This is a genomic window from Patulibacter medicamentivorans, assembly GCF_000240225.1.
Taxonomy (GTDB): Bacteria; Actinomycetota; Thermoleophilia; order Solirubrobacterales; family Solirubrobacteraceae; genus Patulibacter; species Patulibacter medicamentivorans.
On record NZ_AGUD01000299.1, the window covers coordinates 21,645 to 48,213 of the forward strand.

The following is a 26,569-nucleotide window of genomic DNA, read 5'->3' on the forward strand; positions in this document are numbered from 1 at the left end:
CGCTGACGCGGCGGACGTCGTCCACGGGCGCGCCGGCGACCGCCGATCGGCGTCGAGCTGCCGGCGGTAGCGCCGCGTCGCACGGCGATGAGCCGCCGAATCCGGGTGCTCGCGTACGACGTTCGCCAGGGTCGGTCGGGGAAAAGAGTGGGGTGGGCACCCCACTGGCGGTGGTGGGGTTCCACCTGGGACGATCCTCTGGTGATCGCCGGCCGACCAGGCGACCGCGTCCGCGTGTCCGGGGGGTCACGTAGGGCTGCGAGCCGGTCGGTCGGATCGATCGCCGCGACGGTCCATGAGACATCACGGACTCCTGAGAGTGGGACCGCGGGTCCTCGGCCGCGCCACGGGGGGTGCGCCGTCGAGGACCCGCCGTCGCCGTTCGCGTCGGTGCGCCCGGCCTGACGGCGGCCGCGCCGCGCGGCGCTCCGCGTCGGCGTCGGAGCGACCCCCGCGGTACGCTGGCCTGCATGGCCGGGCACTCGAAATGGGCGGGGATCAAGCACAAGAAGGCGATCGTCGACTCGCGTCGCGGGAAGCTCTTCACCAAGCTCGCGCGCCACATCACCGTGGCGGCGAAGGAGGGCGGGGGCGACCCGGTCGGCAACGCGGCGCTGGCGCTGGCGGTCCAGAAGGCGAAGGACGCCTCGATGCCCAAGGACAACATCCAGCGGGCGATCGACAAGGGCACCGGGGCCGGGGCGGACGCGGCCAACTTCGAGGCCGTGATGTACGAGGGCTACGGCCCGGGCGGGGTCGCGGTCCTGGTCGAGGCGCTGACCGACAACCGCAACCGCACGGGGTCGGAGGTCCGCCACATGTTCTCCAAGCACGGCGGCAGCCTCGGCGAACCGGGGTCGGTCGCCTACCTCTTCGACAAGAAGGGCGTGATCGTCGTCGACGGCGACAAGCACGACGAGGACGACCTGATGGTCGCGATCGAGGCCGGCGCCGAGGACATCGAGGAGGACGACGGCAGCTTCGAGGTGATCTCCGAGCCCGGCTCCCTGACCGCGGTCCGCGAGGCGCTCGACGCCGCCGGCATCGAGTACGAGCGCGCCGAGCTGGTCTACCGCCCGCAGGTCCGCACGCCGCTCGACGAGGAGCAGGCGACGAAGCTCGCGAAGCTGATCGACACGCTCGACGACAACGACGACGTCAGCGAGGTCCACGCGAACTTCGAGGTCGACGACGACGTGCTCGAGCGCGTCTTCGGTTGAGCAGGCGGCGCGGACGCCGGCGCGGCGCGACCTGCGGCGACAGGAACGCACGTTCGCGTGCAGGCGTCCGACGCTCCCCGCAGAATGACGGTGTGGTGATCGTCTTGGGCATCGACCCCGGCCTGGCCAACACCGGCTTCGGCGTCGTCCAGCGGCGCGGCAGCACGCTGCTCGCGCTCGACGGCGGCGTGATCGCCACCGCCGCGGGAGGCGAGCTTCCCGACCGGATCCGGCGGATCCACCAGGCCGTCGCCGACCTGCTCGACCACTACCGCCCGGACGCGCTGGCGATGGAGTCGCTCTACTTCGGCAAGAACGCCTCCAGCGCGCTGCTGGTGGGCCAGGCGCGCGGTGTCGCGCTGCTGGCCGCCGCCCAGCGCGGCGTGCCCTGCAGCGACTACACCCCGCAGCAGATCAAGGGCGCGGTCTGCGGCCGCGGGGGCGCCGACAAGGGGCAGGTCCAGCGGATGGTCCAGGCGCTGCTGCGACTGCCCGAGCCCCCGGCGCCCGACCACGCCGCCGACGCCCTCGCGGCCGCCATCTGCCACGCCAACCACGCGCCGCTGCGAGCGGCGCTGCCGGCGTGATCGCGCTCCTCCGCGGCACCGTCCACGAGCGCCGGGCCGACGCCGTCGTGCTGCTGACGCCGGGCGGCGTCGGCTACCAGCTGGGGTGCTCCACGACCACGATCGCGGGCCTGCCGCCGATCGGGGCCGACGTCGAGCTGCTCTGCCACCTGGCGGTCCGCGAGGACGCGATGACGCTCTACGGCTTCGCGGACGAGGCCGAGCGGGATCTCTTCCACCTGCTGGTCGGCGTCCAGGCCGTCGGGCCGAAGATGGCCCTGGCGGTGCTCTCCGGCGGCACCCCGGACGAGATCGCCGCCGGGATCGCCGGTGGCGACGCCAAGCGGCTGCAGCAGGCGCCGGGGATCGGCAAGCGGCTGGCCGAGCGGATCGTCGCCGAGCTGCAGGAGAAGCTGGCCGGGCATGCGACGCTCGGCCGCGACGCATCCCTGCCGGCCGGCCTCGGCGACCCGCGGTCGCCGGTCGGGGAGGCCCGTGAGGGCCTGCTCGGGCTCGGGCTGCCGCTGGCCGAGGTCGATGCCCTGCTCGCCGTCGCCCGGGGCGAGACGGCCGCCGAGCTGATCGCCGACGCCCTGCGCAGGTCCCGCAAGTGAGCTACGGCGACCCCGACGACCCGCTCGGACGTCCGCTCGGCAGCGGGATCCGGACGCCGGACGACCTCGGCGCGGGTGCCGCTGCCGCCGACGACGGCTGGACGCCGGTCCGCCTGCCCGACCCGACCGCGCGCTCCGGCGAGGACGTCGAGGACCTGTCGCTGCGGCCGCGGTCGCTGGACGACTTCGCCGGGCAGGACCACGTCCGCGACCAGCTGCGGATCGCGATCGACGCCGCGCGCGGTCGCGGCGAGCCGCTCGACCACGTCCTGCTGGCCGGCCCGCCGGGCCTCGGCAAGACCTCGCTCGCCCGGATCCTCGCCGAGGAGCTCGAGGCGCCGTTCGTCCTGACCGCCGGCCCGTCGCTGGAGCGCAAGGCCGACGTCGCCGCGCTGCTGACCGCGCTGGAGCCCGGCAGCGTCTTCTTCGTCGACGAGCTGCACCGGCTGCCGCGCGCGCTCGAGGAGACGCTCTACCCGGCGATGGAGGACCGGCAGCTGCCGGTCACGATCGGCCAGGGCCCGGGCGCGCGGGTCGTCACGCTCGACCTGCCGGCCTTCACCCTGGTCGGCGCCACCACCCGCGCCGGCCTGCTCTCGCGGCCGCTGCGGGATCGCTTCGGCCTCCAGCACCGGCTGGAGCCCTACCTGCTCGACGACCTGGTGGCGATCGTCCACCGCTCGGCGCGGCTGCTGGACCTGCGGGTCGACGAGGAGGGGGCCGCCCTGATCGCGCTCCGGGCCCGTGGCACGCCGCGGGTCGCGAACCGGCTGCTGCGACGGGTGCGGGACTTCGTGGAAGTCCGCGCCGCGGGCCGCGTGACCGCCGCGGCCGCGACCGAGGCGCTCGACCTGCTCGGCGTCGACAGCCTCGGCCTCGATCGCCTCGACCGCGAGATCCTGCGCTCGATCTGCGCGATGTTCGCCGGCGGGCCGGTCGGGCTGGCGACGCTCTCGGCCGCGGTCGGCGAGGAGGCGGACACGATCGAGGACGTCTACGAGCCGTACCTGCTCCAGCGGGGCCTGCTCCAGCGCACGCCGCGCGGCCGCGTCGCCACGCCGTCGGCCTTCGAGCACCTCGGGTTGACACCGCCCACCGGCTGATCTTCGGGTCCGTCGCTGTCTCCAGGTCGACGGCGGCGGGCCGGGCGCAGAGCGGACCCGCCGTCGGACCGCCTATCTTGCGTGATCCCCGTCACGCGCCGATCGCGTCGCCGAAGAACCGGCGCGCGATCCGACCGCGGCTCGGTCCGGCCGGACGACGGGTACCCTTCCGACTCGCGCCATGACCGATCGTCGCCGCAACCTCCTCATCCTGCTCGCCGTCGCCGTACTGGTCGTCGCGTCGGGCGTCGCGCTCGCGGCCAAGCCGACCAAGCTCGGACTGGATCTGAAGGGCGGCGTGCAGCTGATCTACAAGGTCAGCCCGCTCCGCGGCGAGACGCTGGACTCGAACTCGATCCAGCGCACGATCGACGTGATGCAGAAGCGGGTCAACAGCCTCGGCGTCGCCGAGGCCGAGCTGCAGCAGTCCGGCAAGGACCAGATCGAGGTCTCGCTGCCGTCGGCCGACAACCCGGAGGAAGCACGTCGGACGGTCGGCACGACCGCCCAGATGTGGTTCTACGACTGGGAGGCCAACATCGTCGGCCCCGACGGGCAGCCGAGCCCGACGGACCAGGCGGTCACCGGCGGGCCGTTCGCCGGCTCGCGGCAGTCGCCGGCGGCGCTCACGCAGTACGACGCGATCATGCGGGTCAAGAACCTGAAGCCGCAGGCGCTTCAGGCGGGTGCCCCGGGCGGCCAGTGGTACCTGGTCGACGACAAGGCGAAGACCGTGCTGGCCGGCCCCGAGGGCACCGAGCGCGAGCTGGCGACCAGCACGAAGACGGAGCGGATCCTCCGCAACCAGCCGCCGTCCAAGCCGCGCCGGTTCGTCAAGGTCCCCGACGGCTACCGCGTCATCCAGGCCGAGAACGAGGTCGCCCGCGACGGCAAGGTGACCGAGGCCGGCAACCGCTGGTTCACGATCCTCGACCGCCCGGCGCTGCTCGGCAAGGACATCAAGAACCCGGCCCAGGGCTTCGACAGCCGGCCGGGCGCCGGCAACCAGCCGAACGTCGTCTTCGAGTTCTCCTCGCACGGGCAGGACGTCTGGAAGAACGTCACCAAGACGATCGCCCAGCGCGGGCAGGCCAACTGCGCCCCGGTCGTCGGCGAGAACCGGGTCCAGACCGGCGACCGCTGCTCGAACCACTTCGCGATCGTCCTCGACAACCAGCTGGTCTCGACGCCGAAGATCGACTTCATCGACAACCCGAACGGCATCAGCGGCTCGGGCGGGTCGGAGATCTCGGGCGGGTTCACGATCAAGAGCGCCCAGGCGCTGGCGACCCAGCTGCAGTCCGGCTCGCTGCCGCTGAAGCTGACCGAGATCTCGCAGCAGCAGGTCTCCGCGACCCTCGGCCAGGAGGCGCTCGACCAGGGCCTGCTGGCGGGCATCGCCGGCTTCATCGGCGTCGCGCTCTTCCTGCTCGCGTTCTACCGCGCGCTCGGCGTGATCGCGATCGTCGGCCTGGTCGTCTACTCGGTCTTCTTCCTGGCGCTCGTCAAGCTGATCCCGATCGTCCTGACGCTGCCGGGCATCGCGGGCCTGATCCTGACGATCGCCGTCGCCGCCGACGCCAACGTCGTCATCTTCGAACGCGTCAAGGACGAGCTGCAAGCCGGCAGATCGGTCCCGCGCGCGATCAAGGACGGCTACCGCAAGGGCCTGTCGGCGATCATCGACGGCAACGTCATCACGTTCCTCGTCGCCTTCATCCTCTTCATGGTCGCGACGGCCGGGGTCAAGGGCTTCGCGCTCAACCTCGGCGTCGGCGTCCTGATCTCGATGCTGACCGCGATCGTGCTGACGCGCGCGATCCTGGGTCTCGTCGGCCGCTCCCGGCTGATCACCCACCCGTCGATGCTGGGCGCCCGCAAGCGCGATCCGATCTGGCACCGCTTCGACTTCGTCAAAGCCTCGAAGTGGTTCTTCGCGATGTCGGGCGTGATCCTCGCCGTCGGCGCGCTGGCGATCGGCTCCAAGGGCCTGAACTTCGGCATCGACTTCGAGTCGGGCACGCAGATCAAGGCGACCGCCCGTCAGGGCACGACGGTCGACCAGGTCCGCGACTCGCTGCGGCCGTTCGGCCTCGCCGACGCCAAGATCCAGCAGGTCAAGCTCAGCGGCAAGGCGGCGCAGAAGCCCGGGACGAGCTTCCAGATCGCCACCAAGGACCTGACCGGCGGCAAGCTGCAGCAGGTCAGCAACGCGCTGGCCAAGGACGTCGGCGTCGACCAGCGGACCGGCCTCAGCACCAACAGCGTCGGGCCGACCTTCGGCCAGACCGTCGCGCGCCAGGCGATCATCGCGATCATCGCGTCGTTCGCCGTGATCGCGTTCGTGATCTGGTTCCGGTTCGGCCTCCGCTACACGATGCCGATCCTGATCGCGGTCATCCACGACCTGCTGATCACCGCCGGCATCTACGCGCTGACCGGGGCGGAGATCACCGCCTCGACGGTGGCCGCGCTGCTGACGATCATCGGCTACTCGCTCTACGACACGATCATCGTCTTCGACCGCGTCCGCGAGAACCTCAAACGGCTGCCGTCCGCGGCCTTCAGCCAGATCATCAACCGCTCGATGAGCGAGGTCCTCGGCCGCTCGCTGGTGACGTCGTTCTCGGCCGGCCTGCCGACCCTGGCGCTGCTGCTGTTCGGCGGCGACACGCTCAAGGACTTCGCGCTGGCGATGCTCGTCGGCACGCTGTCGGGCGCCTACTCGTCGGTCTTCATCGCCTCGCCGGTGCTGACCGAGTGGGTCGAGCGGCTGCCGGCCTTCAAGGCCCGCCGCCGGCGGCTGATGGCGCAGTACGGCGGCACGCTGCCCCCGTACCCCGACAGCGCCAAGGGCGCCGGCGAGGTCGATCCGTTCGCCCAGCGCGAGAAGCGCGCGCGGCTGACGGCGCCCGAGCCCGAGGGCGCGGCGGTCTCGGCCAGCGAGTTCCGGCAGATGGTCGCCGACCTCGGCATCGACGAGGCGACCAAGCGCGAGCCGAAGGCGGCCGCGGCCAAGCAGAAGGCCGACAAGGCGGAGAAGCGGCAGTCGCGGCGGGCCAAGCCCGAGCCGGCCGCCGAGCCGCCCGTCCGTCCGGCCGGACCGCAGGCGGGCTCGACCCCGGGCGAGTCGCCTGAGGGCGCGCCGACGGTCGACCACCCCGACCGGGCGGCCGACCTCAGCCCGGAAGAGGTCGTGATGCGCGACGAGAAGCCGCGCGGATCGAAGAAGAGCAAGCAGCCGCGTCGTCACGGGAGGCCGCGATGAGGCCGCCGGCGACCAGCACCAACGACGCGACGGAGGTCCTCTCGTGGCGATCCTGACCTGGGTCCTGATCTCGCTGGCCGTGTGGCACTTCGCGGTCTTCGTCCCGGACAAGTTCGCCGGCGGGATCGTCGGCGCCTTCGCCGCGGCGATCTTCGGCGGGATCGTCGGCGGCCTGCTGCTGAGCGGCCTCTCGCTGCCCAGCCGTGCCGACACCGACGTCGCGACCGTGCTGCTGGGCATCCCCGGCTGCCTGGTCGCGCTGGCGGCGCTCTGGCTCGTCGGCGCCCGCGCCGAAGCGCAGCGGGAAGCCTGACCGGCCAGGCGGGCGCCGGGGCCGCGGGCGCGGCCCGATCTCGTCGTCCCCACCCCGTAGCCTCGGGGTCCGTGGACGTTCGCTTCGAGATCCCGCCCGCCTCCGAGGACGCTGTCGCCCGCCTGCGCGAGGCGACCGGCCTCGGCGACGTCGCCGCCCAGGTGCTCGTCCGGCGCGGCCTCGGGGATCCCGAGGCGGCCCGCCACTTCCTCGCCGCCGACGAGCACCATCCGCTGTCGGCGTTCGACGGCCTGGGGGACGCGGCCCGGCAGGTGCTGCGCCACGTCCGCGCCGGCAGCCGGATCGTCGTCCACGGCGACTACGACTGCGACGGCGTCTGCGCGACGGCGACGTTGGTGCGCGCGATCCGGCAGATCGACGGCGACGCCAGCTGGTTCCTGCCGCACCGGATCGACGACGGCTATGGCCTGGCGGCGGACACCGTCCGGCGGCTCGCGGCCGAGGGCGCGGGGCTGGTGATCACCGTCGACTGCGGGATCACCGCGGTCGACGAGGCGGCGCTGGCGCGCGGGCTGGGGCTCGACCTGATCATCACCGACCACCACCGGCCGCGGGCCGACGGCGTCCTCCCAGACGTCCCGCTGGTCCACCCGGGGATCCCGCCGGCGGACGGCGGTCCCGACGCGGCGGCGACCCGCTATCCGGCGCCGCAGCTGTGCGGGGCCGGCGTCGCCTGGCGGCTGGCGGGCGCGCTGCTGGAGGCCGCGGGCGCCGACCCGGCCGACGCCGACATCGACCTCGACGTGGTCGCCCTGGCGACGATCGCAGACGTCGTCCCGCTGACCGGCGAGAACCGCTGGATCGTCCGCCAGGGCCTGGCGGCGATCACCGACGCCCGCCGTCCCGGACTGCGCGCCCTGCTCGACGTCTCGTCGACCGCGCCCGCCGACGTCGACAGCACCGCGGTCGGCTACCGGCTGGCCCCGCGGATCAACGCCGCCGGCCGGATCGGGCACGCCGACACCGGCGTCGCGCTGCTGCTCTGCGACGACCCGGTCGAGGCCCGTCGCCTGGCCGACCGCCTCGACGGCGCCAACCGCGACCGCCGCGAGCTCGAGGCCCGGATCCTGCGCGAGGCCGAGGAGCAGGCCACGGCCCAGGGCGAGCAGCCGCTCTACGTGCTGGCCGGCGAGGGCTGGCACGCCGGGGTGGTCGGGATCGTCGCCTCGCGGATCGTGGAGCGGTTCCAGCGCCCGGCCGTGCTGCTGAGCATCGACGGCGAGCAGGCCAGCGGCTCGGCGCGCTCGGTCCCCGGCTTCGACCTGCTGGCCGGCCTCGACGCCTGCGCCGAGCACCTGACCCGCCACGGCGGACACCGCGCCGCCGCCGGCTGCACGCTGCCGACCGACGCGATCGGCGACTTCCGGGTGGCGCTGGTCGCCTACGCCGCCCAGCACCTCGACGTCGCGGCGCTGACGCCGGTCGAGCGGGTCGACGCGGTCGTCGGCGGCCAGCAGCTGGGGATGGCGCTGGCGGAGGAGCTGGCCCGGCTCGGTCCCTTCGGCGAGGGCAACCCGGAGCCGGTGCTGCTGGTCCCCGCCGGCTGGGCGGAGGCTCCGCGTCCGCTCGGGGCGGCCGGGCTGCACATGGCGTTCACCCTTCGCAGCGGCGGGTCGCGCGTGGCCGCCGTCGCGTTCGGCCGCGATCGGCTGCCGGTCGCCGACGGGCCGCTGACCGGCAGCTACGCGCTCGAGCGCCACGCGTTCCGGGGCTCGGTCACGCCGCGCCTGCGGGTCCGCGAGCTGGCGGCCCCGGCGCCCGCGGCGATCGACCGGCTGGACGGCGACCCGGCCGACGTCGCGCTGGCGGTGCTCGACGCGGCCGACCCGTTCCCGATCGCCGACGGCGACGGCCGTTCGGGGGGCTGGGGCGCGGCCTTCGCCGACCGCTCGGCGGCCGGTCCCGCGGCCGCGATCGCCGCGCTGGTGGCCAGCGGCGACCCGGTCACCGTCGTGACCGCCGACGCGGCCCGCCGGGCCCCGCAGCTGGCGTCCGTGGTCGGCGGCTTCGCGCTGACCGACTGGTGGTCGGTGGCCCGCACGCCGCGGACGCTGGACGGCACCGTCCACCTGGTCGCGCTCGACCCGCCGAGTGACGCCGTACAGCTGGCGGCGGTCGAGGAGCTCGACGGGCTCTCGCGGTGGCGGGCGTGGGGGGACCCTGAGCTACGATTCACCGTGGATGCGTTGCGACGCGAACACGATCTGCGCTCCGGCGCACAACCGCTCTACCGGCGCCTGCGCGACGGCGGCCCGACCGCGGTCGCGGCGCTCGCCGGTGACGAGCGCTGCGGCTGGTGGCTGGGCCTGCTGCTGCGCGTCCTCGAGCAGTCGGGGGCCGTGGTCGTCGACCGCGCCGAGCGAGTCGCCGCGATCGGGCCGGGACCGGTGCGGCCGCTCGAGGCCGGCGACACCCACCGTGCGTGGACCGCGCGCCACGAGGAGCGGCAGCGATGGCTGAGCGGCACGACGACCGTCCGGGTGCCGTCACCGGCACCGTGAGCGTCGCCCGCGACGCCGACGACCAGCGCAACGGGGGCGGCGTTCCCGTCACCGACGAGCGGACCCGCGAGCGGATCGGCCTCAGCGCGGCCGACCTGGCGGCCGGCCACCACGTCCCGACGCCACCGGAGCCCGCCGACGACGAGGCCGAGCGCGGGCCAGAGGCGCTGACCGCCGAGGAGCTGTCGCTGCGGGCGGACCTGCACGCGGTGATCGCCGAGCACGCCGAGCCGGATCGCTCGCCGGTCGACCTCGAGCGGGTCGACGACGCCTTCCGCTTCGCCTGCCTGCACCACCGCGACCAGCGGCGCAAGTCGGGGGAGGCGTTCATCGCCCACCCGACCGAGGTGGCGAAGATCTGCGCCGGCATGCGGCTCGACACCGACGCGATCGTCGCGGCGCTGCTGCACGACACCGTCGAGGACACCGCCGCCGAGCTGGAGGAGATCGAGACCCGCTACGGCTCCAACGTCCGGCTGCTGGTCGACGGCGTCACCAAGCTCGACGGGATCCAGTTCACCAGCCGCGACGAGGCGCAGGCGGAGAACTACCGCAAGATGGTCGTGGCGATGGCCGCGGACGTCCGCGTGATCCTGATCAAGCTCGCGGATCGGCTGCACAACGCCCGCACGCTCGAGCACCACAAGCGCCCCAAGCAGCTGGAGATCGCCAAGGAGACGCTCGAGGTCTACGCACCGATCGCCCACCGGCTCGGCATCCACGCGATCAAGTGGGAGCTGGAGGACCTGGCCTTCGCGACGCTGCACCCGCGTAAGTACCAGGAGATCAAGGGCCTGGTCAACCAGCAGCGCGGCGAGCGGGAGACCTACGTCGCCAAGGCCGGCGAGTACCTCGGTCGTGAGCTCGAGGCGGTCGGCATCGATGCCGAGATCTCCGGCCGGGCCAAGCACTTCTACTCGATCTACCTGAAGATGACCCGCAAGGGTCGCGAGTTCAACGAGATCTACGACCTGACCGCGATGCGCGTCGTGGTCGACTCGGTGAACGACTGCTACGGCGCGATCGGCGTCATCCACGCGCTCTGGAAGCCGCTGCCGCGCCGCTTCAAGGACTTCGTCGCGATGCCGAAGGCCAACATGTACCAGTCGCTCCACACCACGGTGGTGGGGCCGGAGGGGCGGCCGCTGGAGATCCAGATCCGCACCAACGACATGCAGCGGACGGCCGAGTTCGGCGTCGCCGCGCACTGGATGTACAAGGAGAGCGCGCCCGAGCGCGGCACCGCGACCGCGCGCCCCGGCGAGCTCGCGGCCGCCGCCGGCAACGCCAAGGAGGCGCGCTCCGACGGCGACAAGTTCTCCTGGCTGCGCGCGATGCTCGACACCTCGCGCGACAACGACGATCCCGCCGAGTTCATGGACGACCTCAAGGTCGCCCTGTTCGAGGACGAGGTCTACGTCTTCACCCCCAAGGGCGACGTCAAGTCGCTCTCGCGCGGGGCCACGCCGGTCGACTTCGCCTACGAGGTCCACACCGACGTCGGCCACCGCTGCGTCGGGGCCAAGGTCAACGGCAAGATCGTCCCGCTCAGCTACCAGCTGCGGTCGGGCGACATCGTCGAGGTCCTGACCGCCAACCGCGAGCGGGGACCGTCGCGCGACTGGCTCTCGCTGGCCCAGACCAGCCGCGCCCGCAGCAAGATCAAGGCCTGGTTCAAGGCCGCCGGTCGCGAGGACTCCGAGCACCAGGGCCGCGAGCTGCTGCAGGAGCAGCTGCGCAAGGCCGGCCTGCCCGCCCAGCGGATCGTGGGGTCGCCGCTGCTGGCGGACGTCATCCACGAGATGGGCTACAAGAAGGCCGACGACTTCTACATCGCGGTCGGCGGCGGCAAGGTCAGCCCGAAGGTCGTCGTCAACAAGGTCCTCAAGCACCTCAAGGAGGGCGAGGCCGCCGACGACGAGCCGGCCGGCCCCGTCGAGCAGCTGCTGCGTCCCGACGTCGCGCGGCGCCAGCCGACCGGCACAGCGTCGAGCTACGGCGTCACCGTCGACGGCGTCGGCGACGTGATGCTGCGGATGGCCAAGTGCTGCCGCCCGGTGCCGGGCGACCCGATCGTCGGCTACGTCTCGCTCGGCCGCGGGATCACGATCCACCGCGACGACTGCCAGAACGCCCAGCAGCTGCGCAAGGACCCGGAGCGGTTCGTGCCCGTCGACTGGGCCGGGCAGCACCAGCAGTCGTTCAAGGTCGAGATCCAGGTCGACGGCTACGACCGTCATCGGCTGCTCGAGGACCTCACGCGCGTCTTCGCCGAGACCGGCGTCAACATCGTCAGCGCGGTCTGCACGACCACCCCGCCGATGGTCCGCAACCGGTTCGTGGTCGAGGTCGGGGACACCAAGGTCCTGCGCTCGACGATCAACCGCCTGCGCAACATCGACGCGGTCTTCGACGCCTTCCGGATCACGCCCTCCGCCTAGGCGGGTGGCGTGAGGCGCACGTAGACGCTTCGGATCTCGGTCGAGGTGGTGGGGATTCGTGGCGCTCCACGCGGTCGAATGACGCCACCTGCTGGCGCGCGCGGCGGCATGACGCCGCGACCCATGGCGGCGCCGTCAGGGCGACGCGCTTCGCCATCCCGAGCGGCCCCGGCGGGCGGTCGCGGGGGCGGCGCCGGTAGGGTGCCGATCCGTGCCGAACGCCGAGCAGAGCCCTGACGCGCGCGACGACGACGCGATCCTCGCCGAGGCGCTGGGGCAGCCGTGGTACCACACGATCGAGGTCCGTCCCGGCGTCTTCACCGACGGCACCGTCGACCATCGCGAGATGTCGCGCGTACTGCTGCCGGGCGACCTGCGCGGGCAGCACTGCCTGGACGTCGGCACCTTCGACGGCTACTGGGCCTTCACCATGGAGGAGCGCGGCGCCGAGCGGGTCGCCGCGATCGACCTCGAGCGCTTCGACCAGGCCGAGTGGCCGCCCCGCAACCGCCCGCGGCTGCTGGCCGACGGCGGCGACGCCGAGCCGGGGGAGCGGTTCAAGCTCGCCCATCGCCTGCGCGCGTCGCGGGTCGAGCGGGTGCTGACGCCGATCTACGAGATCGAACCCGGCCGCACCGGCGGGACCTTCGACCAGATCGTCCTCAGCGACCTGCTGCTGCACGTCCGCGACCCGATCGGCGCGCTCGAGGCGGTTCGCACCGTGCTGCGCCCCGGCGGTCGGCTGCTGGTGGCCGAGGAGGTCAACGTCCGGCTCTCGATCGCCTCGCCGCGGCGCGCGGCCGCTCGGCTGCAGACCGGCTGGACCGACTACGGCTGGTGGCAGGCCAACGTCGCCGGGCTCCGCGAGTGGCTCCACCAGGCCGGCTTCCGGATCCGCGCCCGCGCCTTCTACACGCTCGACGCCAAGGGCGCGATGGCCGTCCCGCACGTCGCCTACGAGGCCGAGCTGGACCCGACGGCGCCGCAGCTCCGTCGCGGCGGGCGGATGCCAGGCGCCGCCCGCTAGCTGACGACGTGCAGCGCGCCGGGCCCGACGCCCAGCTCGGCGCTGGTCAGCTGGCCGGCGTAGTCGCCGTCGACCTGGAACGGCAGCGCGCGGTCGTCGGCGCTGCGAAGGGTGGCGGTGGTCAGGTCCCTGGCCGGGTGGACCGCGCGCGATCCGGTCACCTCGAGCCGCGGCACCAGCGCCCGGGCCATGATCCCGGGCATGATCGTCGGGCGGGTGTGGCGCAGGACCGCGCCGCTGATCCGACTCGAGTCGAGGGTGACGTCGTGCAGCAGCCGCACCGGCGAGCTGGCGAAGTAGGTGAACTCGCGGGCGTTCTGGAAGACGGCGGTCGCGCCCTCGAGCGCGGCGCCGTCCGGCAGCTCCAGCACCAGCCGCGGCGGGCGGACCGTGTAGTGCCGGAGGAAGGTCGACACCGCCACCGACGCGAAGAACCACGGCCCGAACCGCGCCTTGATCCGCGGGCGCGCGTCGACCCGCTTGACGACGTCGGCGTCGAGCCCGATCCCGGCGGCGAAGGTGAACCAGCGGTCGCCGATCCGGCCCAGGTCGACGGCACGCGGCTGCCAGCGGTCGGCGAGCGCGAGCACGTGCTCGGTGGCGTCGACCAGGTCGCTCGGCATCCCGATCAGCCGGTGGTAGACGTTGGTCGCGCCGCCCGGCAGCGGCACCAGCGGCACCCCGCTGTTCGCCAGGCCGTTGGCGACCTCGTTGACCGTCCCGTCGCCGCCGAGGGTCACGACCGCGTCGACGCCGGCCGCGACGGCCTGGCGCGCCAGCTCGGTCGCGTGCCCCGGCGCCTCGGTGTCGACGGCGGCGATCTCGTAGCGGTGGTCGAGCGCGTGGACGACGAGGCTGCGCAGGCGCGCGTTGGTGGTCGTCGCGTTCGGGTTGACGATCACCTGCAGCCGGCGCCGCTCGGTCGAGGTCAGCGCCGTGGCGGCAGGGGGCGACGAGGACTCCACGGAGGCGGACACGCAGACTGGAGACACCGCAGGCGTCCGTCCGTTACCCGCCGGATCGTGTGGCGGGTTACGCAGCGTTCCCACGTATGCCCTGGAGCCGGCACGCGGCCCCGTTCAGGGGGACGGTCCAGCAACGCTCGGTGACGCGCTGATGTGCGTGGAGCGTGCGTCTGGCAGGGCGGCCCGGCGATGACTGCCCCTTGCTCGATCGAGCGCACCGAGCGGCTCCCTGGCGCGTGCTGTGCGCTGCCTGCTCCGCCCGACGCGCTTGACCTGTCGAGCGCGGAGCGGAGGGCCATTCGCGAGGAGCTGGTCAAGTGTCTGACGTGGAACGCGGGCGAGCTTCGTTCGCTCGTTGAGGGCCCTGCGAGTGACGCGCGCCAATGCACGTGGCACGCCAACGACACCATCGACGAGGCCACTTCGTTGCTCGCTGCGTTGCGCTTGCTGCGAGTCACCGAAGGGTCTCGCCGCAAGCGCACGATTCACGATCGCAACGCAATTGCACGCATCGGCGTTGTGGTCGACAACGCGAACGAGCTCGCGATGGCCGAGTGTCGACCCCTGAACGCGCGGCTACAGGCGGTCGGTGACCGATTGGGGATCTGGAGGACGGACGATGAGCTGGACGACTGAACCCCACAGGCGCATCCCCGGCACGTACCGGCGCCTGCCGGCCCTCGCGTGGGCCCTTCCGCTCACCGCTGCCGAACGCGACGCGGTGCGACGAGAGCTCACGCGGCACCTCAGCGAGTTGTCCGACAGCCTGCTGCGCATGGGATGCCTCTCTCCGGACCTTTCCGAGGAGGAGAGGCACCTCTGGGCGACCGAGGCGATCGAGGGCGCCAGATCGACGCTCAACGCGCTTGAGGCGCTCGGGCACTCCGACACGGATGCGTGTGAGCGCACGGTGACGGACCTAGATGTCATCGAACGCATCGCGGCAGCAGTCGACAATGCCCGCTTCCGAGCGGAAGACGACGGCAAGGAACTGGGCGAGGCACTCACCTGGGTCGCCGACCGGCTGGAGCTCGAACGAGTCGTCGACCTTGGACACGCAGCGGAGGGGACCCCATGAAGGCCGCTAGCTTTGGCTCACCCCATGGAGCGGTGCCGCTCGGTGTGACATGCCGAGCGAAAGCCAAGAGCACCGGAAAGCGGTGCAAGCTCACCGCTATTCCGGGAGGAACGGTGTGTCGGCGGCATGGCGGCGGGGCGCCGCAGGTGCGTCAGGCGGCAGCGCGGCGTCTCGCACTCTCTGCGGCCTACGTCGCGGCCGCGGACCTCGGCCTGCCAGTTCGAGACCCCACCGATGGCGAGCGCGCGGCAGCGAGGGGATACCGCCAGTTGAGGGAGCGCCCGCTGTGACCGGTCGCCCGTCCGCGCTGACGGCAGATCGCGCGTTGGTGACCTCGCGCGTCGAGTCGGGATACCGCGAGTTTCGCGAGGCCCTTGCGCGCGCGAGGCGGCCACGGCCGAGGTCGACCGCGATGCGGCAGCTAACGGGCAGCATCCCCAGAACGCCTATCGCGACTGCGTGTGGTGTCGCGGTTCTCGACGCAAACGCACGCTGCGCGCACAGGCCTCGAAGAACGTCCGCCACCCACGCGAGGATGAACCCGTGAGCAACTCTCGATTACCAGCTCAGGACGGCTGCTGATGGCGACCGCTGACGAGGTGCTGATCCGCGTCCGAGTCGGGGGCGGCAAGGCGGCGGCCAGGGAGGTCAGAGGCGTCGAGGCGTCGGTCACCAGCCTGGGAAGGTCGACGTCCCGCACCGGGACGATCATGGGCGGCGCGTTTGGTCAGGTCCGCAGGACCACCGCTGGGTTAGGTTCAGATCTTCGTCGCGCGGCCGGCGGCGTGGCGAAGTTCGTTGCCGCAGCTGGGGCGCTGACCAGCACGGGCATGGCGGTTGAGGCGGCCCGTACTGGAGCCGCGTACAACCAGATGCAGGATCGCCAGGAGGTTGCCTTCGCGACGATGTTGCGGTCCGAGTCGAAGGCCGCGGTTCTGATGAAGGACATTCAGGCTCTTGCGCTCGACTCGCCGGTGCTGGACCCCGGAACCACTGGCGAGGCCGTCCAGAGGCTCCTCAACGCAGGCTTGGATATCGCGAAGGTGCTGCCACTCGTTAAGACGCTTGGCGACGCATCTGCGGCGTCCGGAAAGGCGATCACTGAGGTCATGCCGCAGGCGGCGCTTGCGCTGGGCCAGGTGGTCTCTCGAGGAGCGCTTCAAGCGGAGGAGCTGAACCAGCTGACTGACTCGGTCGGGGTCAACCGCCGAGCCTTGGCGAAGGAGCTTGGCTACACGTCGGCGGAGTTCGCCAAGGTGATGCAGTCGGGCCAGATCAGCGCCGAGCAGGCGCTGCCGGCAATCGAGCGCACGTTGCAGCTGACCTCGAAGGGGGCCGCAAGGCGCCTTTCGAAGAAGACCGAGGGCCAGGTCGGGCAGCTTCGCGAAGTTCTCGCGAAGCAGTTGGGGCAGCTCACGCGGCCGTGGTACGACGCGGCCGGCCGTACCGCTGGTGGTGTCGCGAAGATCCTCCAGCGCAAGGATCTCTCGACCGACCAGCGGGTGAGGCTGTCGTTCGACGTCGCCAAGAAGGAGTTCGGCCCGCTGATTCGCAACGCGCGCAAGGCGTTCAAGGACGCTGGGGTCGGAAAGTGGATTGCGGATGGTGTCGAGGAGCAGACGCCGAAGATCATCACGGCGGTCGCGAACGCCTTAGCGTCCGCCGCTCCGCGCGCTGCCGAGGCGTTCGTCAGGGGGTTCGTCAGCATGGGCCCGTGGGGCCAGTTGCTCACGGTGGCGTTCTTGTGGCGACGGCTTCGCCTGCCGTTCTTGTCGGTCGGACAGCGCGCTGGCACCGCGCTGGTGGACAGCATTGGCGCGTCCGCCTCGAAGCGGATGCCGGGCCTGGGCCGTCGCCTGGGTCGACTGATGGGGCCGGCCTTCGCTATCGCAGCTGGCGTGCTGATCGCCAACAAGCTCGACAGCGCTATCCAGGGCAACATCGATGCGCAGTACGCCGCGGAGACCGATCCGCGAGTTCGCAAGTTGCGCGGTCAGGCGAACGACGCACGGAAGCGTGCTGGGGGCCGCAGGGGACTGAAGTCTGCCTACGACCGCTGGAAGGCCGACAACCCGGATCTCGAGCGCGAGATGCGTGCCGAGCAGCGCCGTAACGGCGGGGCGCTGAGCGACAAGATGGCCAGGAAGCTCCTCGCATCACAGATGCCTGGGTTCGTCTGGAACGGTAAGCGTGCCGGCGCCAAGTACCTTCGCGCGCGAGCGACCGGTGGCACGACTGGTCGCGATGAACAGACGCTCGTTGGCGAGCGTGGGCCTGAGCTCGCGGTCTTTCCGAAGGGGACGCGGATCAACCCCGCCCAGCATCCTGCGACGAAGCGCGCGGTCCGTGAGCGCCAGGGTCGCGCTGCGCCGCTGGGTGGCCGGACGGTCGTGGTGCATACGCAGGTTCGGCTGGACAAGCGAGTTCTGCTGGACGCGGTGAAGGAAGCAAACGAGGTGGTCGAGCTTGCACGCTAGTCCTGTGCCGTCCGTTAGCTCGCTGTCAACGGCACCTGGACCGTCCAGCCAGCTTGGGACTGGCGCCAAGGCCGTGTCATCAAGTGTCGAGACGCACTCGGCACGCACAAGGGGTCCTGAATGCAGTTAGAGATCTCGGTTCTCGGCGAGGCACCCGTGATGCGGATGCTTGGTCGGGTGAAGCACGACCTCGGGGACATGGAGGAAGCGTGGGGGCCTATCGCCTCGATCTTGCGCGAGGCGACCAAGCGTCAGTTCCAGTCCGAGGGCCAGTACGGATCTGGCGGATGGGCTCCGCTTGCTCCAGCGACTCTGGCGGCGAAACGCGCGAAGGGGCTGCCGCCAGACGTTCTCCAGGCGACGGGGCGAATGCTCGATTCATTGACGAACCAGCGGAGTCCCGACCACGTTGAGCGGGTCCACGGCGACCTGCTGGAGTGGGGCACCGCAGTGCCGTACGCGTTCCTGCACCAGCGCGGCACGTCCAAGATGCCGCGCCGTCGGCCCGTCGAACCGCCTGAGAGCGTCCGCCGGGAGATCGTGCAGGCGATCCAACGTCGGGTGCTGGCAAACGAGTCGCACATCATGGGGAGAAGCATCTGATGGCGGTCACGATCTCGTCCCGAAGGAAGCCGAAGAAGGCCGTCACGGCAAAGCCGTGGCTGAGGCTGCCTGTTCGCCCACAGGCCACGGACGAGGACGTCGTCCGCCTCTACCGACCCAAGGCGAAGGGTGGCCACGAGCTCGTCGCAGAGGTCACGGAGCAGGCCACGAGCCTGCCGGTAGAGCTTGACCTAGATGCGGCGGCGACAGTCACGATCGCGGTCGCCGATCCGGCGGGCGCTGGCACGCTGCGCGTCCTACTCGACGCCAACGAGGACCAGCTACTCGACGGCATCGACGTGCGCTGGCGCCGCGTCTGGTGGCGCCTTGCACGGATCGACCGGGCAGATGACGGGTGGACACTCACCTGCGAGGACCGCGTGGCGGCGTGGATGCGGGAGCACGACCGACCGGTGAAGGAGTCGCGACGCAAGACGACCCGTGCCGAGTTCGTGTACCGGCTCGTTCGGGCCGTCAAGAAGGGCGGCGGCATCGCCACCTACATTCCCGAGCTCCACGACAAGCAGCGGATCGCCGAGCCTGAAGAGCCGAAGACCAAGAAGGACGCTGCCAAGGCCGTGAAGTCGTCCGCGCCGGCAATCTCAGGATGGGGCCCTGCCGCGTCGAAGGTGAAGGTGAAGCGCCGCCTCGCGAACAGCGCGCAGCTGCGCTGTCTCGATGCTGTGCTCACGGAGGCGCATCGGTTAGAGGCTTCGCGGCGTGTGCTGATCGCGGTCGTGATGTGCGTGACTCAGGAGACGAATGCCGGCCTCGAGATCGGTGGCAACAGCATCGCCCCCGATGTTCGCGGCCCGTTCCAGCAGCGCACGAACGCACAGTCCGGGTGGACGCGCAGCGTGAGGTCCGCGATGGACCCAACCGCGTCGTGCAAGCGGTTCCTGACTGGTGGCGACAGGGGCGCTCCGGGCTGGAAGCAGAAGCATGGCAGCGTCCGAAACGGCTCTGGCAATCTCGGGCAGATGGTCGACGCGGTCCAGGTCGCCAACACTCCCGGCGCCTTCGGCCAGTGGGAGGCGGAAGCAACTCGCACGGTCGCTCTTTGGCTTGAGCGCAACTCCGATGTGGGAGCGGAGTCGTCCGATAGTGACACGGCCACGGCGTCCTACTACAAGGCGCAGTACGCGTTCCGCACCGGCGCCGCCGGCAACAAGACGCGATCCAACTACTGGGACGCCACGGGCCAGCTTGCCGAGGAGGTCAACTGGCATCGCTGGGCGTGCGCGAACACCATCAGCTACGCATCCGACAACGAGTTGATCCGCGGCACCCCGGTCATGTCGATCTCGCGCGAGATGACCGAGGCGCACGGCCTCACCTGGTCGTGGGATCACCGACGTGAGGCGTCAGAGCTCGTCGTGGAGATCGCCCTGAAGGACACCTGGTCGCTGATGCCGGGCATGGTTGTGATGGTCGACGACGAGGGGCCGGTGGACGGCCGCTGGATCGTTCAAACGGTCCGTATCGATTCGACGACATCGAACATCGCTGAGGTCACCTTGCGCCGTCGCGGCGCGAAGAAGCTCGAGCCGGCCCCGCAGCTGCGGCAGCGGGATACGACGAGCACGATCGGCGGGAAGACGTCGTATGGCGCCAGCAGCAAGGTCGTGCGGAACCCCGCCGGCTCACCGAAGCGCATCATCGACGAAATCGTGCTGCCGGTCGCACGGAAGCACGGGATTGACGTGACGGCGGCATCGGTGGCTGCCGCGAACGCGCGGCACGGGGCGACATTGGGCGGCAACCGCTCGGACCACCAGGGGCCGCCGTCGGACGCCTGGGCCGCCGACATGTCGAACGGGTCGAGCCCAACGCCGCAGATGGATGCGCTCGCTCGTGAGCTCGGCCAGATGTTCAAGATGCAATGGAAGGGCTCCGGCACGGTCAACAGCACCTATGGCGGGTACCGCTTCCAAATGCTGTACCGCATGTCCAGCGCCCAAGCCGGCAACCACTTCAACCACGTCCATTTCGGGGTCCGCCGGGTCTAGCCGCCCCGGAGCGCCCGAGGCGCCGCTACTCGCCGTACTCGGCGTTCCAGGCCATCAGTGTGCGCCCTCGGCGAGCGCACTCAGCGGTTCTTCCGCCGTAGTCGTAGATGGTCCAGCGGCATCGCCACCCGCTGATCGTCGTCTTGGCACCGTTGGGCATCGCCTGATCAAACGTCATACGAAGCCGCTTACGGGCGCCGGCACAGTGAGGCAAGGGGCGCCCAAACGTTCGAACGGAGTAGCGCTCGCCGACGACGACGATCGGGGCGCAGGTGCGGCGCTTGGCAGGGGCCTCGGCTGAGACAGGGTCGGCCACGCCGGCCACGAGCAGCGAAGTGAGGGCCACGGCGAACAATCTGCGCACGCCGATGATCCTAGACTGAAGCGCTGCGCCCGAAGCACTAGATTGGGCCGTGCGGGGACGCTCGCTGGGGCGCCTGCACCCATTCCACCGGAGTGGGCACCATCCGAGAAGGAAAGCGCCGTGAGCACTGAGAAGATCCACGCACTACTCCGCGAGCACGCATCGGCCAGCCTCATGGTCGCGAAGGGCGGCCACCGCGCGCTGCGGTACGGCGACATTGCGGACCACCGCATCGGTGAGCAAACCGTTGCGAGGGAGGTCATCGCGCTCGGTGGCAGCTACGAGCACTACGAGATCCCGACATCCCGTGGGCTGATGGCCGGGCAGAACCTCGTCGCTCCCACGGGCCCGCGCCAGGAGGTTGTCTTCCAGGTTCCAGAGTCCTTCTTCGCGGACTAGTCGAGGAACGCTGGGCGGGCCGGCCGCCACAGACTGTCTCGGACCAGTTTCAGCCTCATTCCGTCCGTAGAGGGCGGGGGAGGCGCTCGGCGTCACCCGCCTTGCTATCACCCAACTGGTGCTGGACGAGAACAGCCTCCCGCGCCCAAGGGCGGAAGCGAGCCGCTACTACGATCTCGTGGCGAGAAGCGAACGCTCCGTCTACAGGCGCCATCGTGCGAGGTGCCCGGCGAAGGCTGACGGCCACAATCGGCGCTGCAGGTGCCCACCGACGTACTTCGCTCGCGTGCAGCGGAACGGCGGCCGCCATGCGTCGCCGATGGTCGAGACGGTCGCCGACGCAGTCCGCTGGCGTGACCAACTGGCCGCGGCCGCTTCAGCGAACCAGCAGAAGGCCCTGACGCTTGGGACGGCATGGGGGCGCTTCATCGAAGACGCCCGCGCTGGAGTCGCGCTGAATCGTGCGGATCGCCGCTACAAGGCGACAACGCTCGACGACTACGAGATCGCGATGCACCAACACGCGCTGCCGGCCCTCGCCGACCGGAGGCTCGACCAGGTTGAGCGCGGCGACGTCCAGCAGTTGATCGACACACTGGTTCGCGACGGCGTCGGCTGGTCGCGGATTCAGTCGTGCGTGACGGCGATCCGGGCACTGTGGCGGTGGGCGTCGTTGCGCAAGCACGCCCGCCATGGCGAGATGGCCGGCCTGTCGATTCCACGCCAGCCAGAGCGTGACGAGCCGGTGGTGCCGCTCGAGCCCGAGCAGGTGCTGGCGGCCGTGTCAGCGATTGAGCGCTTGGACGTTCGGGCGTGCTGGGCGCTGGCTGCATGGGTCGGCGCGCGAGCACAAGAGTGCGCGGTGGCGACCTGGTCCGACATTCTGTGGGACGACCGGCTGGTGAAAGTAGCGAAGGACCCGTTGGCCCAAAAGACCGTGAATGCGAAGCGCACGGCCGGGCTGATCGGTGTCGCTCGACGTGTTCTGTGGCACTGCTGGACGGGTCTAGGACGGCCGGACGGCCCTATCCTGGACGCGGGCCGTGGTGGCAGCGTGCGCACGAGGACGCAACGCCTACGACGCCTGGCCGCGGCGTCATGGGAGGCATCCGGCGTGGAGCCCATCGGCATGCAGCAGGCGCGACACGCCGTGACATCGTGGATGTTCGACGCTGGGGTCCCGCTGCCGGTGATGCGGGATTGGCTTGGCCACTCGTCGGGCGCGAGCCTAGACGCCGCGCTAGACGGCCGCGCGGGCGCTGCGGGCGTGACGTTGGACGTCTATGGCCACTCGACGGCGGACGCCGTCGGCAGAGCGACGAGGACTCTTGAACTGTGGCTCGCTCGCCAGTCGCGTGCGCTTCCCACGATCGTCACCTGGTTGGTCCAGTGCGGCGGAGTGCGCGGGGTCGCGCGGCTCGTGTGGCGCGGACGCGGCTGAACGGCCGTCCGGCGGGACAAGTACCCGGACAATCCGAAGGACAAAAAACAGGCCGATAAGGCCTGGGTGGTAGCCTGCACTCATGGCAACCGCTCTGAGCGCGCAAACTGCGCGCGACGCTCGCTCTTACAGGAAGAGCCATCCGTGGATCGATTTCCAAGCGCCGATCGACAAGCTCGGCCACCGCTTCTGGATGCACATGGGCTCCGCCGAGTCGAAGTGCCTGCACATCACCCGCTCGCCGCTCAAGCCGGATCTAGCGCGGCAGTTGCACCAGACGGCGGTCACGAAGGGGGCCCGTGCCACGACCGCGATCGAGGGCAACACCCTGACCGAGGAGCAGGTAGCCCAGGCTGTCCGCGGTGAGCTGGAGGTGCCCCCGAGCCAGGAGTACCTGGAGAAGGAAGTTGAGAACGTCATTCGGCTCTTCAACCGCCTGACCAAGGACCTCATCGATGAGGAGCAGCCGTTGAAGCTGACGCCTGAGTTCCTCGATGATCTCAACCGCGAGCTTCTCGTCGGCACAGAGCTTCGCGACGGTGTTGTGCCCGGTGAAATCCGGGACTACAGCGTCACCGTCGGCGGCGTCTACCGCGGGGCTCCAGCTCAGGACTGCCCCTACCTCGTCGAGTGCTTGTGCGACTGGATCAACGGCCGAGAGCTTCGGCCCACGGGTGCCGACGCCGACGACCCAGCGACGAAGTTCAGCGCCGCCTTCCTCCGCGCCACCCTCGCTCACCTCTACATGGCCTGGATTCACCCCTACGGCGACGGAAACGGGCGCCTGTCGCGCCTCATCGAGTTCGCGATCCTGATCGAGGCCGGCGTCCCGCTCACCGCCGCACACCTGCTCTCCCATCACTACAACCAGACGCGTACCAGGTACTACGCGCGGCTGGACGAAAGCAGCCGCAGCCTGGACGGGAGCGGCGTGGCAGGCTTCATCGCTTACTCGGCACAGGGCTTTGTTGACCAACTCGTCGAGCAGCTCGTCGAGATCTCCCGCGCGGTCTTCGCTACCACTTGGCGCGAATACGTCTACGACACGCTGCCGGCCGACACCGTCGCGAAGCGGCGCCAGCGCAAGGTTGCGCTGGCGCTGCCGATGGATACAGCGGACGTCGCGGATTGGCCTCGTCGCGTCGACATCCGACGGATGACCCCCAAGCTGGCGGAGCTCTACTTCGACAAGGGGCCCCGCACCGTCGCTCGCGACATCAACGCGCTAGCCAAACGAGGCGTCGTCGTCTGCGCTGGCGACCGGGCAGCCGCCAACAGCAGCTTGCTCATTCGTCACATGCCCTCAGCACGAGACTCCGACCACACGACCATCGTGTAGCGCAGGCCTTCCGGCTGTGACCCGGAGACTCTGGGGATCGGCGCCGGCGATATCTACGTCTAGAACGTCCTCGTAGCACCCCGCCCTTGTGCGGCGTTGGTGCGCGACTGCGTCGAGGTGACCCGATGAAGCGCCGTCCCGCTGAGACGACCGCGGCCGGCGGCGGCCTCCTCGCCGTCGTGGCCGCGCTGCTGGGGCTGCCGGTGGAGGTGGTCGCCGCGATTGCCGCGGTTGGTGGTGCGCTGCCTGGGGTGGTGTCGTGGCTGGTCGACCACGGAGGGGTTCGCGGGGTGCTGCGGGCCGTGTGGGCTGGGCGGATCTGAGCCGAGCATCCAAGATCAGCGCGGACAGCCGAGAAACGTCATGATGTCCGCGTGGTTGTGCCGGCCATCAGTAGCGCGACGTGGACCGCCGCGCCGCCAGGAAACACGATCGGCCTGCCTGGGATGACGACGAGCTCCGTCATGCAGGCAGATTCAGGACCCATCCCGCTCGCCCTCGTCAAGTCAAAGGGAGGCGACGCCACAGTCCTCTCGATCGGGATGGAGCGCGTCGCCTACGTCCTTGGCACCCAGATCGGACTTCCGATCCCCGAGACGCAGCTGGCCGAGATTGGCGGCGCGCCGTCGAGCATCCAGCGCTGGATCGCTGGCTGTAAGACGCATCGCCAGCTCCCTCAGGTTCCGGCCATGACCAAGGTTCGGAACGAGCACATCCTGCCCTTGGCGGCCCTTTTCGACGTGTGGATGGGCAATACAGATCGGCGCGATGCCAATCTGGCATACGAGCCTCACCCTCCGGGATGTCGTCCAGCGATGGCGGTCGAGTGCCGCCTTTGGCTGATCGATCACAACCAGTGTGGGCTCTGGCCTGGCGACAAGTTCGCTGGCTGTAGACCGGACTCGACGCCGGCCCTTGAAGAGATCGACGGATCTCTGATCGATGTCGCCGAAGGGCGCATCGCTGCGCTGATGCCCCCGGAGATGCGCATGGCATTGCGGCAAGCTCAGGGCGAGAATCGCTTGCGTCTACTTGACCTCATCGCGAATGTCAAGGACGATGAGATCAGCGACCCCGTCCATGAAGTCCCCGACGCCTACTTTTCGTCCAGCGAGCGGGACGCGACGATCACGTTCCTGCAAGCTAGACGCGACATTCTCTGTACAGTCCTCTCGAAGTTCTGGTAGAAGCACCCCGTTTCGCGCCTAAGGAGCCTCACATGCCGCACCGATTCGCCGTCCTCTGGGAGCCTCTCGGCTCTGGCTCGCGTCCGGTCGGGATCGCCCTGGAGCGCGAGGGGCACGTCGAGGTCGACGTGCCAGACGAGTACTGCATTCCCCAGATCTACCGGGAGCCGTTTGTCGTGGGGGGCCCGGACATGACCGTTGTCAAGTACAAGCCTAGTGACGCCCAGTACTTCGACCACGTTCTCCTAGATCTGTCGCGCACCTTCGCCATCGAGGAGCAGGGTTCCGTCCCGACTCAGCAGCGGAACGCCATGATGGACCTGCTGCATCACAAGGTGCTCTCGCGCTGGCGCGCAAACCACCAGGAGCACTACCGGCAGCATCTTCGAGGCTTCAAGACCGTGAAGGACCGCCATCGGCGCTACGCAGCTGCGGCCGAAGCCGTCCACGCCGCCGAACCTGCCACAGCGGATCGCTCGCGGACCCGTGTCGCGGCCTGACGTCTTCTTCCCATCGTCGGTAGGCCAGTTGCAGGACGTCAGCCTGGCCAATGTCAATTTCGCGCTGAATAGCAGCTTCGACGAAGACCACGACAACCCGTTGTACAGCGTGGTGACGTCCCTGAGCGTCGAGCTCTCTGACGAGCGCGACGCCGCCATTGTTTGGATGGACGCCGACATCGAGTGGAGCGCGGGCGAGGACGGTGAAGTCCGACCGCCATTTGACCTTAGCCTTACGCTGAAGGCGGCCTTCGATTGGGCTCTTCCCGATGTCGAGCCGGGCGATGTCGTCTCCTGGCTCACGTATAACACCCAGCACCTGGTCTGGCCCTACCTGCGCTCCTACGTGCAGCAGATTACGGCGATGTCAGACTTGCCGCCACTGGTGATCTTCACGATCTCGGTCCCTAGTCTCCGCGAAACCCGGCCGGTGACCGACATCCATTAATCGGTCCCAGACCGTACTTTCAGCTCTAGGCCCCGTCCTTTCGCCGGGGCGTTTGCGATCTGGGGTCGTGGGAGTTGGTCGGGCATGCGGGCGTAGGCGCTGAGGCCGCCCGGCTTGAGCCCTGGGGTCTTAGCGCTAGCCCTCGAGGCCATCAGCGATTCGGTCAACGATGCTGCGGAGCTCACGCAACTCGGACAAGATCTCGGACGGGACCGTGTCGACGGCGTCAGGCCGGTGCGCTTGGTCGAGTGCGTCCACGCCGGCGACGAGGTACCACAACGGCATGCCCGTCACGTCAGCGATCGCGGCCAGTTGTTCCGTACGAACGGGCTGGCGGCGGCCGAGCGCGCGCAGGTTGGCAAACGATAGGCCCATCACGGACGAGTGCTCATCGGCCAGGCGGCTCGCCAAGCGCTCGAGTGACAGGCCGGCGTGCGCTGCTGCGGCACGGATGCGCAGGTCGACATCGGGGGCGATGGTTGGACTTGGCGGCGTGGGCATCCGAAAGTGGTCCGTGAGGTCCGAAGGCGACGAATCTACCGGCGCAGGCCGAGGGACATGACTTCGGACCGAGCGTAGACGCCTTCGGCGGGCCTCGCTCATCGACACGGGCTTCGCTTGCGCTCTGTGCCCGTGCCTCTTCACGCGGCTAGGAGCCGCAGCCGACGATGCGTAGTGCAGACGG

24 protein-coding genes are annotated in these 26,569 nt (G+C 70.3%); 21 read left to right on the top strand and 3 right to left on the bottom strand.

The window, feature by feature from the left end; all coding sequences use genetic code 11:
• Window positions 1-470: 470 nt before the first annotated feature.
• From PAI11_RS21140 to PAI11_RS21180, 9 genes are all read left to right on the top strand, one after another.
• Window positions 471-1,220 (top strand): YebC/PmpR family DNA-binding transcriptional regulator, encoded by a 750-nt coding sequence (locus PAI11_RS21140; protein ID WP_007578528.1) that lies wholly within the window; start codon window positions 471-473, stop codon window positions 1,218-1,220.
• Between the two features lie 95 nt (window positions 1,221-1,315).
• Entirely contained in the window at window positions 1,316-1,807 is a 492-nt protein-coding gene (gene ruvC / locus PAI11_RS21145) for a crossover junction endodeoxyribonuclease RuvC (RefSeq protein WP_007578529.1), read from the top strand.
• Window positions 1,804-2,400: a Holliday junction branch migration protein RuvA gene (ruvA, locus tag PAI11_RS21150; protein WP_007578530.1), complete on the top strand. Its 597-nt coding sequence runs from the start codon at window positions 1,804-1,806 to the stop codon at window positions 2,398-2,400. The genes ruvC and ruvA overlap by 4 nt, the downstream gene beginning before the upstream one ends.
• Entirely contained in the window at window positions 2,397-3,503 is a 1,107-nt protein-coding gene (gene ruvB, locus PAI11_RS21155) for a Holliday junction branch migration DNA helicase RuvB (RefSeq protein ID WP_007578531.1), read from the top strand. Before ruvA ends, ruvB begins: the two co-directional genes overlap by 4 nt.
• Window positions 3,504-3,684: 181 nt before the next feature.
• Entirely contained in the window at window positions 3,685-6,771 is a 3,087-nt protein-coding gene (locus PAI11_RS21160) for a protein translocase subunit SecDF (RefSeq protein WP_007578532.1), read from the top strand.
• Window positions 6,772-6,814: 43 nt separating this feature from the next.
• Window positions 6,815-7,084 carry a hypothetical protein gene (locus tag PAI11_RS21165; RefSeq protein ID WP_007578533.1) on the top strand — a complete coding sequence of 90 codons (270 nt, stop codon included), beginning with the start codon at window positions 6,815-6,817 and terminating at the stop codon, window positions 7,082-7,084.
• Between the two features lie 71 nt (window positions 7,085-7,155).
• Complete coding sequence (gene recJ, locus PAI11_RS25655) at window positions 7,156-9,606, top strand: single-stranded-DNA-specific exonuclease RecJ (protein ID WP_007578534.1); 2,451 nt, start codon at window positions 7,156-7,158, stop codon at window positions 9,604-9,606.
• On the top strand, window positions 9,558-12,047 hold the full coding sequence (locus PAI11_RS21175; protein ID WP_007578537.1) for a RelA/SpoT family protein: 2,490 nt from the start codon (window positions 9,558-9,560) through the stop codon (window positions 12,045-12,047). Before recJ ends, PAI11_RS21175 begins: the two co-directional genes overlap by 49 nt.
• Window positions 12,048-12,258: 211 nt before the next feature.
• Window positions 12,259-13,074, top strand: a complete 816-nt coding sequence (locus PAI11_RS21180) for a class I SAM-dependent methyltransferase (RefSeq protein ID WP_007578539.1) — start codon at window positions 12,259-12,261, stop codon at window positions 13,072-13,074.
• Here PAI11_RS21180 and PAI11_RS21185 read toward each other — a convergent pair.
• Entirely contained in the window at window positions 13,071-14,051 is a 981-nt protein-coding gene (locus tag PAI11_RS21185) for a diacylglycerol/lipid kinase family protein (protein WP_170320766.1), read from the bottom strand. The genes PAI11_RS21180 and PAI11_RS21185 overlap by 4 nt on opposite strands.
• A 177-nt stretch (window positions 14,052-14,228) precedes the next feature.
• Between PAI11_RS21185 and PAI11_RS21190 the strand changes: the two genes are divergently transcribed.
• From PAI11_RS21190 to PAI11_RS21210, 5 genes are all read left to right on the top strand, one after another.
• Window positions 14,229-14,675 (top strand): hypothetical protein, encoded by a 447-nt coding sequence (locus PAI11_RS21190; protein WP_040601256.1) that lies wholly within the window; start codon window positions 14,229-14,231, stop codon window positions 14,673-14,675.
• Window positions 14,659-15,117: a hypothetical protein gene (locus tag PAI11_RS21195; RefSeq protein WP_040601257.1), complete on the top strand. Its 459-nt coding sequence runs from the start codon at window positions 14,659-14,661 to the stop codon at window positions 15,115-15,117. Before PAI11_RS21190 ends, PAI11_RS21195 begins: the two co-directional genes overlap by 17 nt.
• Window positions 15,118-15,698: 581 nt before the next feature.
• Window positions 15,699-17,594 carry a tape measure protein gene (locus tag PAI11_RS21200; protein WP_040601258.1) on the top strand — a complete coding sequence of 632 codons (1,896 nt, stop codon included), beginning with the start codon at window positions 15,699-15,701 and terminating at the stop codon, window positions 17,592-17,594.
• Window positions 17,595-17,714: 120 nt separating this feature from the next.
• The gene (locus PAI11_RS21205) at window positions 17,715-18,197 is read left to right on the top strand and encodes a phage virion morphogenesis family protein (RefSeq protein WP_040601259.1); all 483 of its coding nucleotides are present in this window, start codon (window positions 17,715-17,717) and stop codon (window positions 18,195-18,197) included.
• Window positions 18,197-20,206 carry a hypothetical protein gene (locus PAI11_RS21210; RefSeq protein WP_040601260.1) on the top strand — a complete coding sequence of 670 codons (2,010 nt, stop codon included), beginning with the start codon at window positions 18,197-18,199 and terminating at the stop codon, window positions 20,204-20,206. Before PAI11_RS21205 ends, PAI11_RS21210 begins: the two co-directional genes overlap by 1 nt.
• A gap of 25 nt (window positions 20,207-20,231) precedes the next feature.
• Here PAI11_RS21210 and PAI11_RS21215 read toward each other — a convergent pair whose 3' ends face one another.
• Window positions 20,232-20,570 (bottom strand): hypothetical protein, encoded by a 339-nt coding sequence (locus PAI11_RS21215; protein WP_040601261.1) that lies wholly within the window; start codon window positions 20,568-20,570, stop codon window positions 20,232-20,234.
• 120 nt (window positions 20,571-20,690) lie between these two features.
• Here PAI11_RS21215 and PAI11_RS21220 point away from each other — a divergent pair, with 120 nt between their 5' ends.
• The 7 genes from PAI11_RS21220 to PAI11_RS21250 all read left to right on the top strand — a co-directional run bounded on the left by PAI11_RS21220 (window position 20,691) and on the right by PAI11_RS21250 (window position 25,884).
• Window positions 20,691-20,969, top strand: coding sequence for a hypothetical protein (locus PAI11_RS21220; RefSeq protein WP_040601262.1), 279 nt, complete (start codon window positions 20,691-20,693; stop codon window positions 20,967-20,969).
• Window positions 20,970-21,288: 319 nt separating this feature from the next.
• Window positions 21,289-22,410, top strand: coding sequence for a tyrosine-type recombinase/integrase (locus PAI11_RS21225; RefSeq protein ID WP_040601264.1), 1,122 nt, complete (start codon window positions 21,289-21,291; stop codon window positions 22,408-22,410).
• Window positions 22,411-22,492: 82 nt separating this feature from the next.
• The gene (locus tag PAI11_RS21230) at window positions 22,493-23,749 is read left to right on the top strand and encodes a Fic family protein (RefSeq protein ID WP_050897349.1); all 1,257 of its coding nucleotides are present in this window, start codon (window positions 22,493-22,495) and stop codon (window positions 23,747-23,749) included.
• A 125-nt stretch (window positions 23,750-23,874) separates the two neighbouring features.
• Entirely contained in the window at window positions 23,875-24,072 is a 198-nt protein-coding gene (locus PAI11_RS21235) for a hypothetical protein (RefSeq protein WP_007578546.1), read from the top strand.
• Window positions 24,073-24,123: 51 nt separating this feature from the next.
• Window positions 24,124-24,936 (top strand): hypothetical protein, encoded by an 813-nt coding sequence (locus tag PAI11_RS21240; protein ID WP_040601265.1) that lies wholly within the window; start codon window positions 24,124-24,126, stop codon window positions 24,934-24,936.
• Between the two features lie 32 nt (window positions 24,937-24,968).
• On the top strand, window positions 24,969-25,436 hold the full coding sequence (locus PAI11_RS21245) for a hypothetical protein (RefSeq protein WP_040601266.1): 468 nt from the start codon (window positions 24,969-24,971) through the stop codon (window positions 25,434-25,436).
• 28 nt (window positions 25,437-25,464) lie between these two features.
• Window positions 25,465-25,884, top strand: a complete 420-nt coding sequence (locus tag PAI11_RS21250; protein ID WP_138974465.1) for a protein-export chaperone SecB — start codon at window positions 25,465-25,467, stop codon at window positions 25,882-25,884.
• A 135-nt stretch (window positions 25,885-26,019) separates the two neighbouring features.
• Here the strand turns inward: PAI11_RS21250 and PAI11_RS21255 are convergent, their stop codons facing one another.
• On the bottom strand, window positions 26,020-26,385 hold the full coding sequence (locus PAI11_RS21255) for a helix-turn-helix domain-containing protein (protein ID WP_040601268.1): 366 nt from the start codon (window positions 26,383-26,385) through the stop codon (window positions 26,020-26,022).
• Window positions 26,386-26,569: the final 184 nt, after the last annotated feature.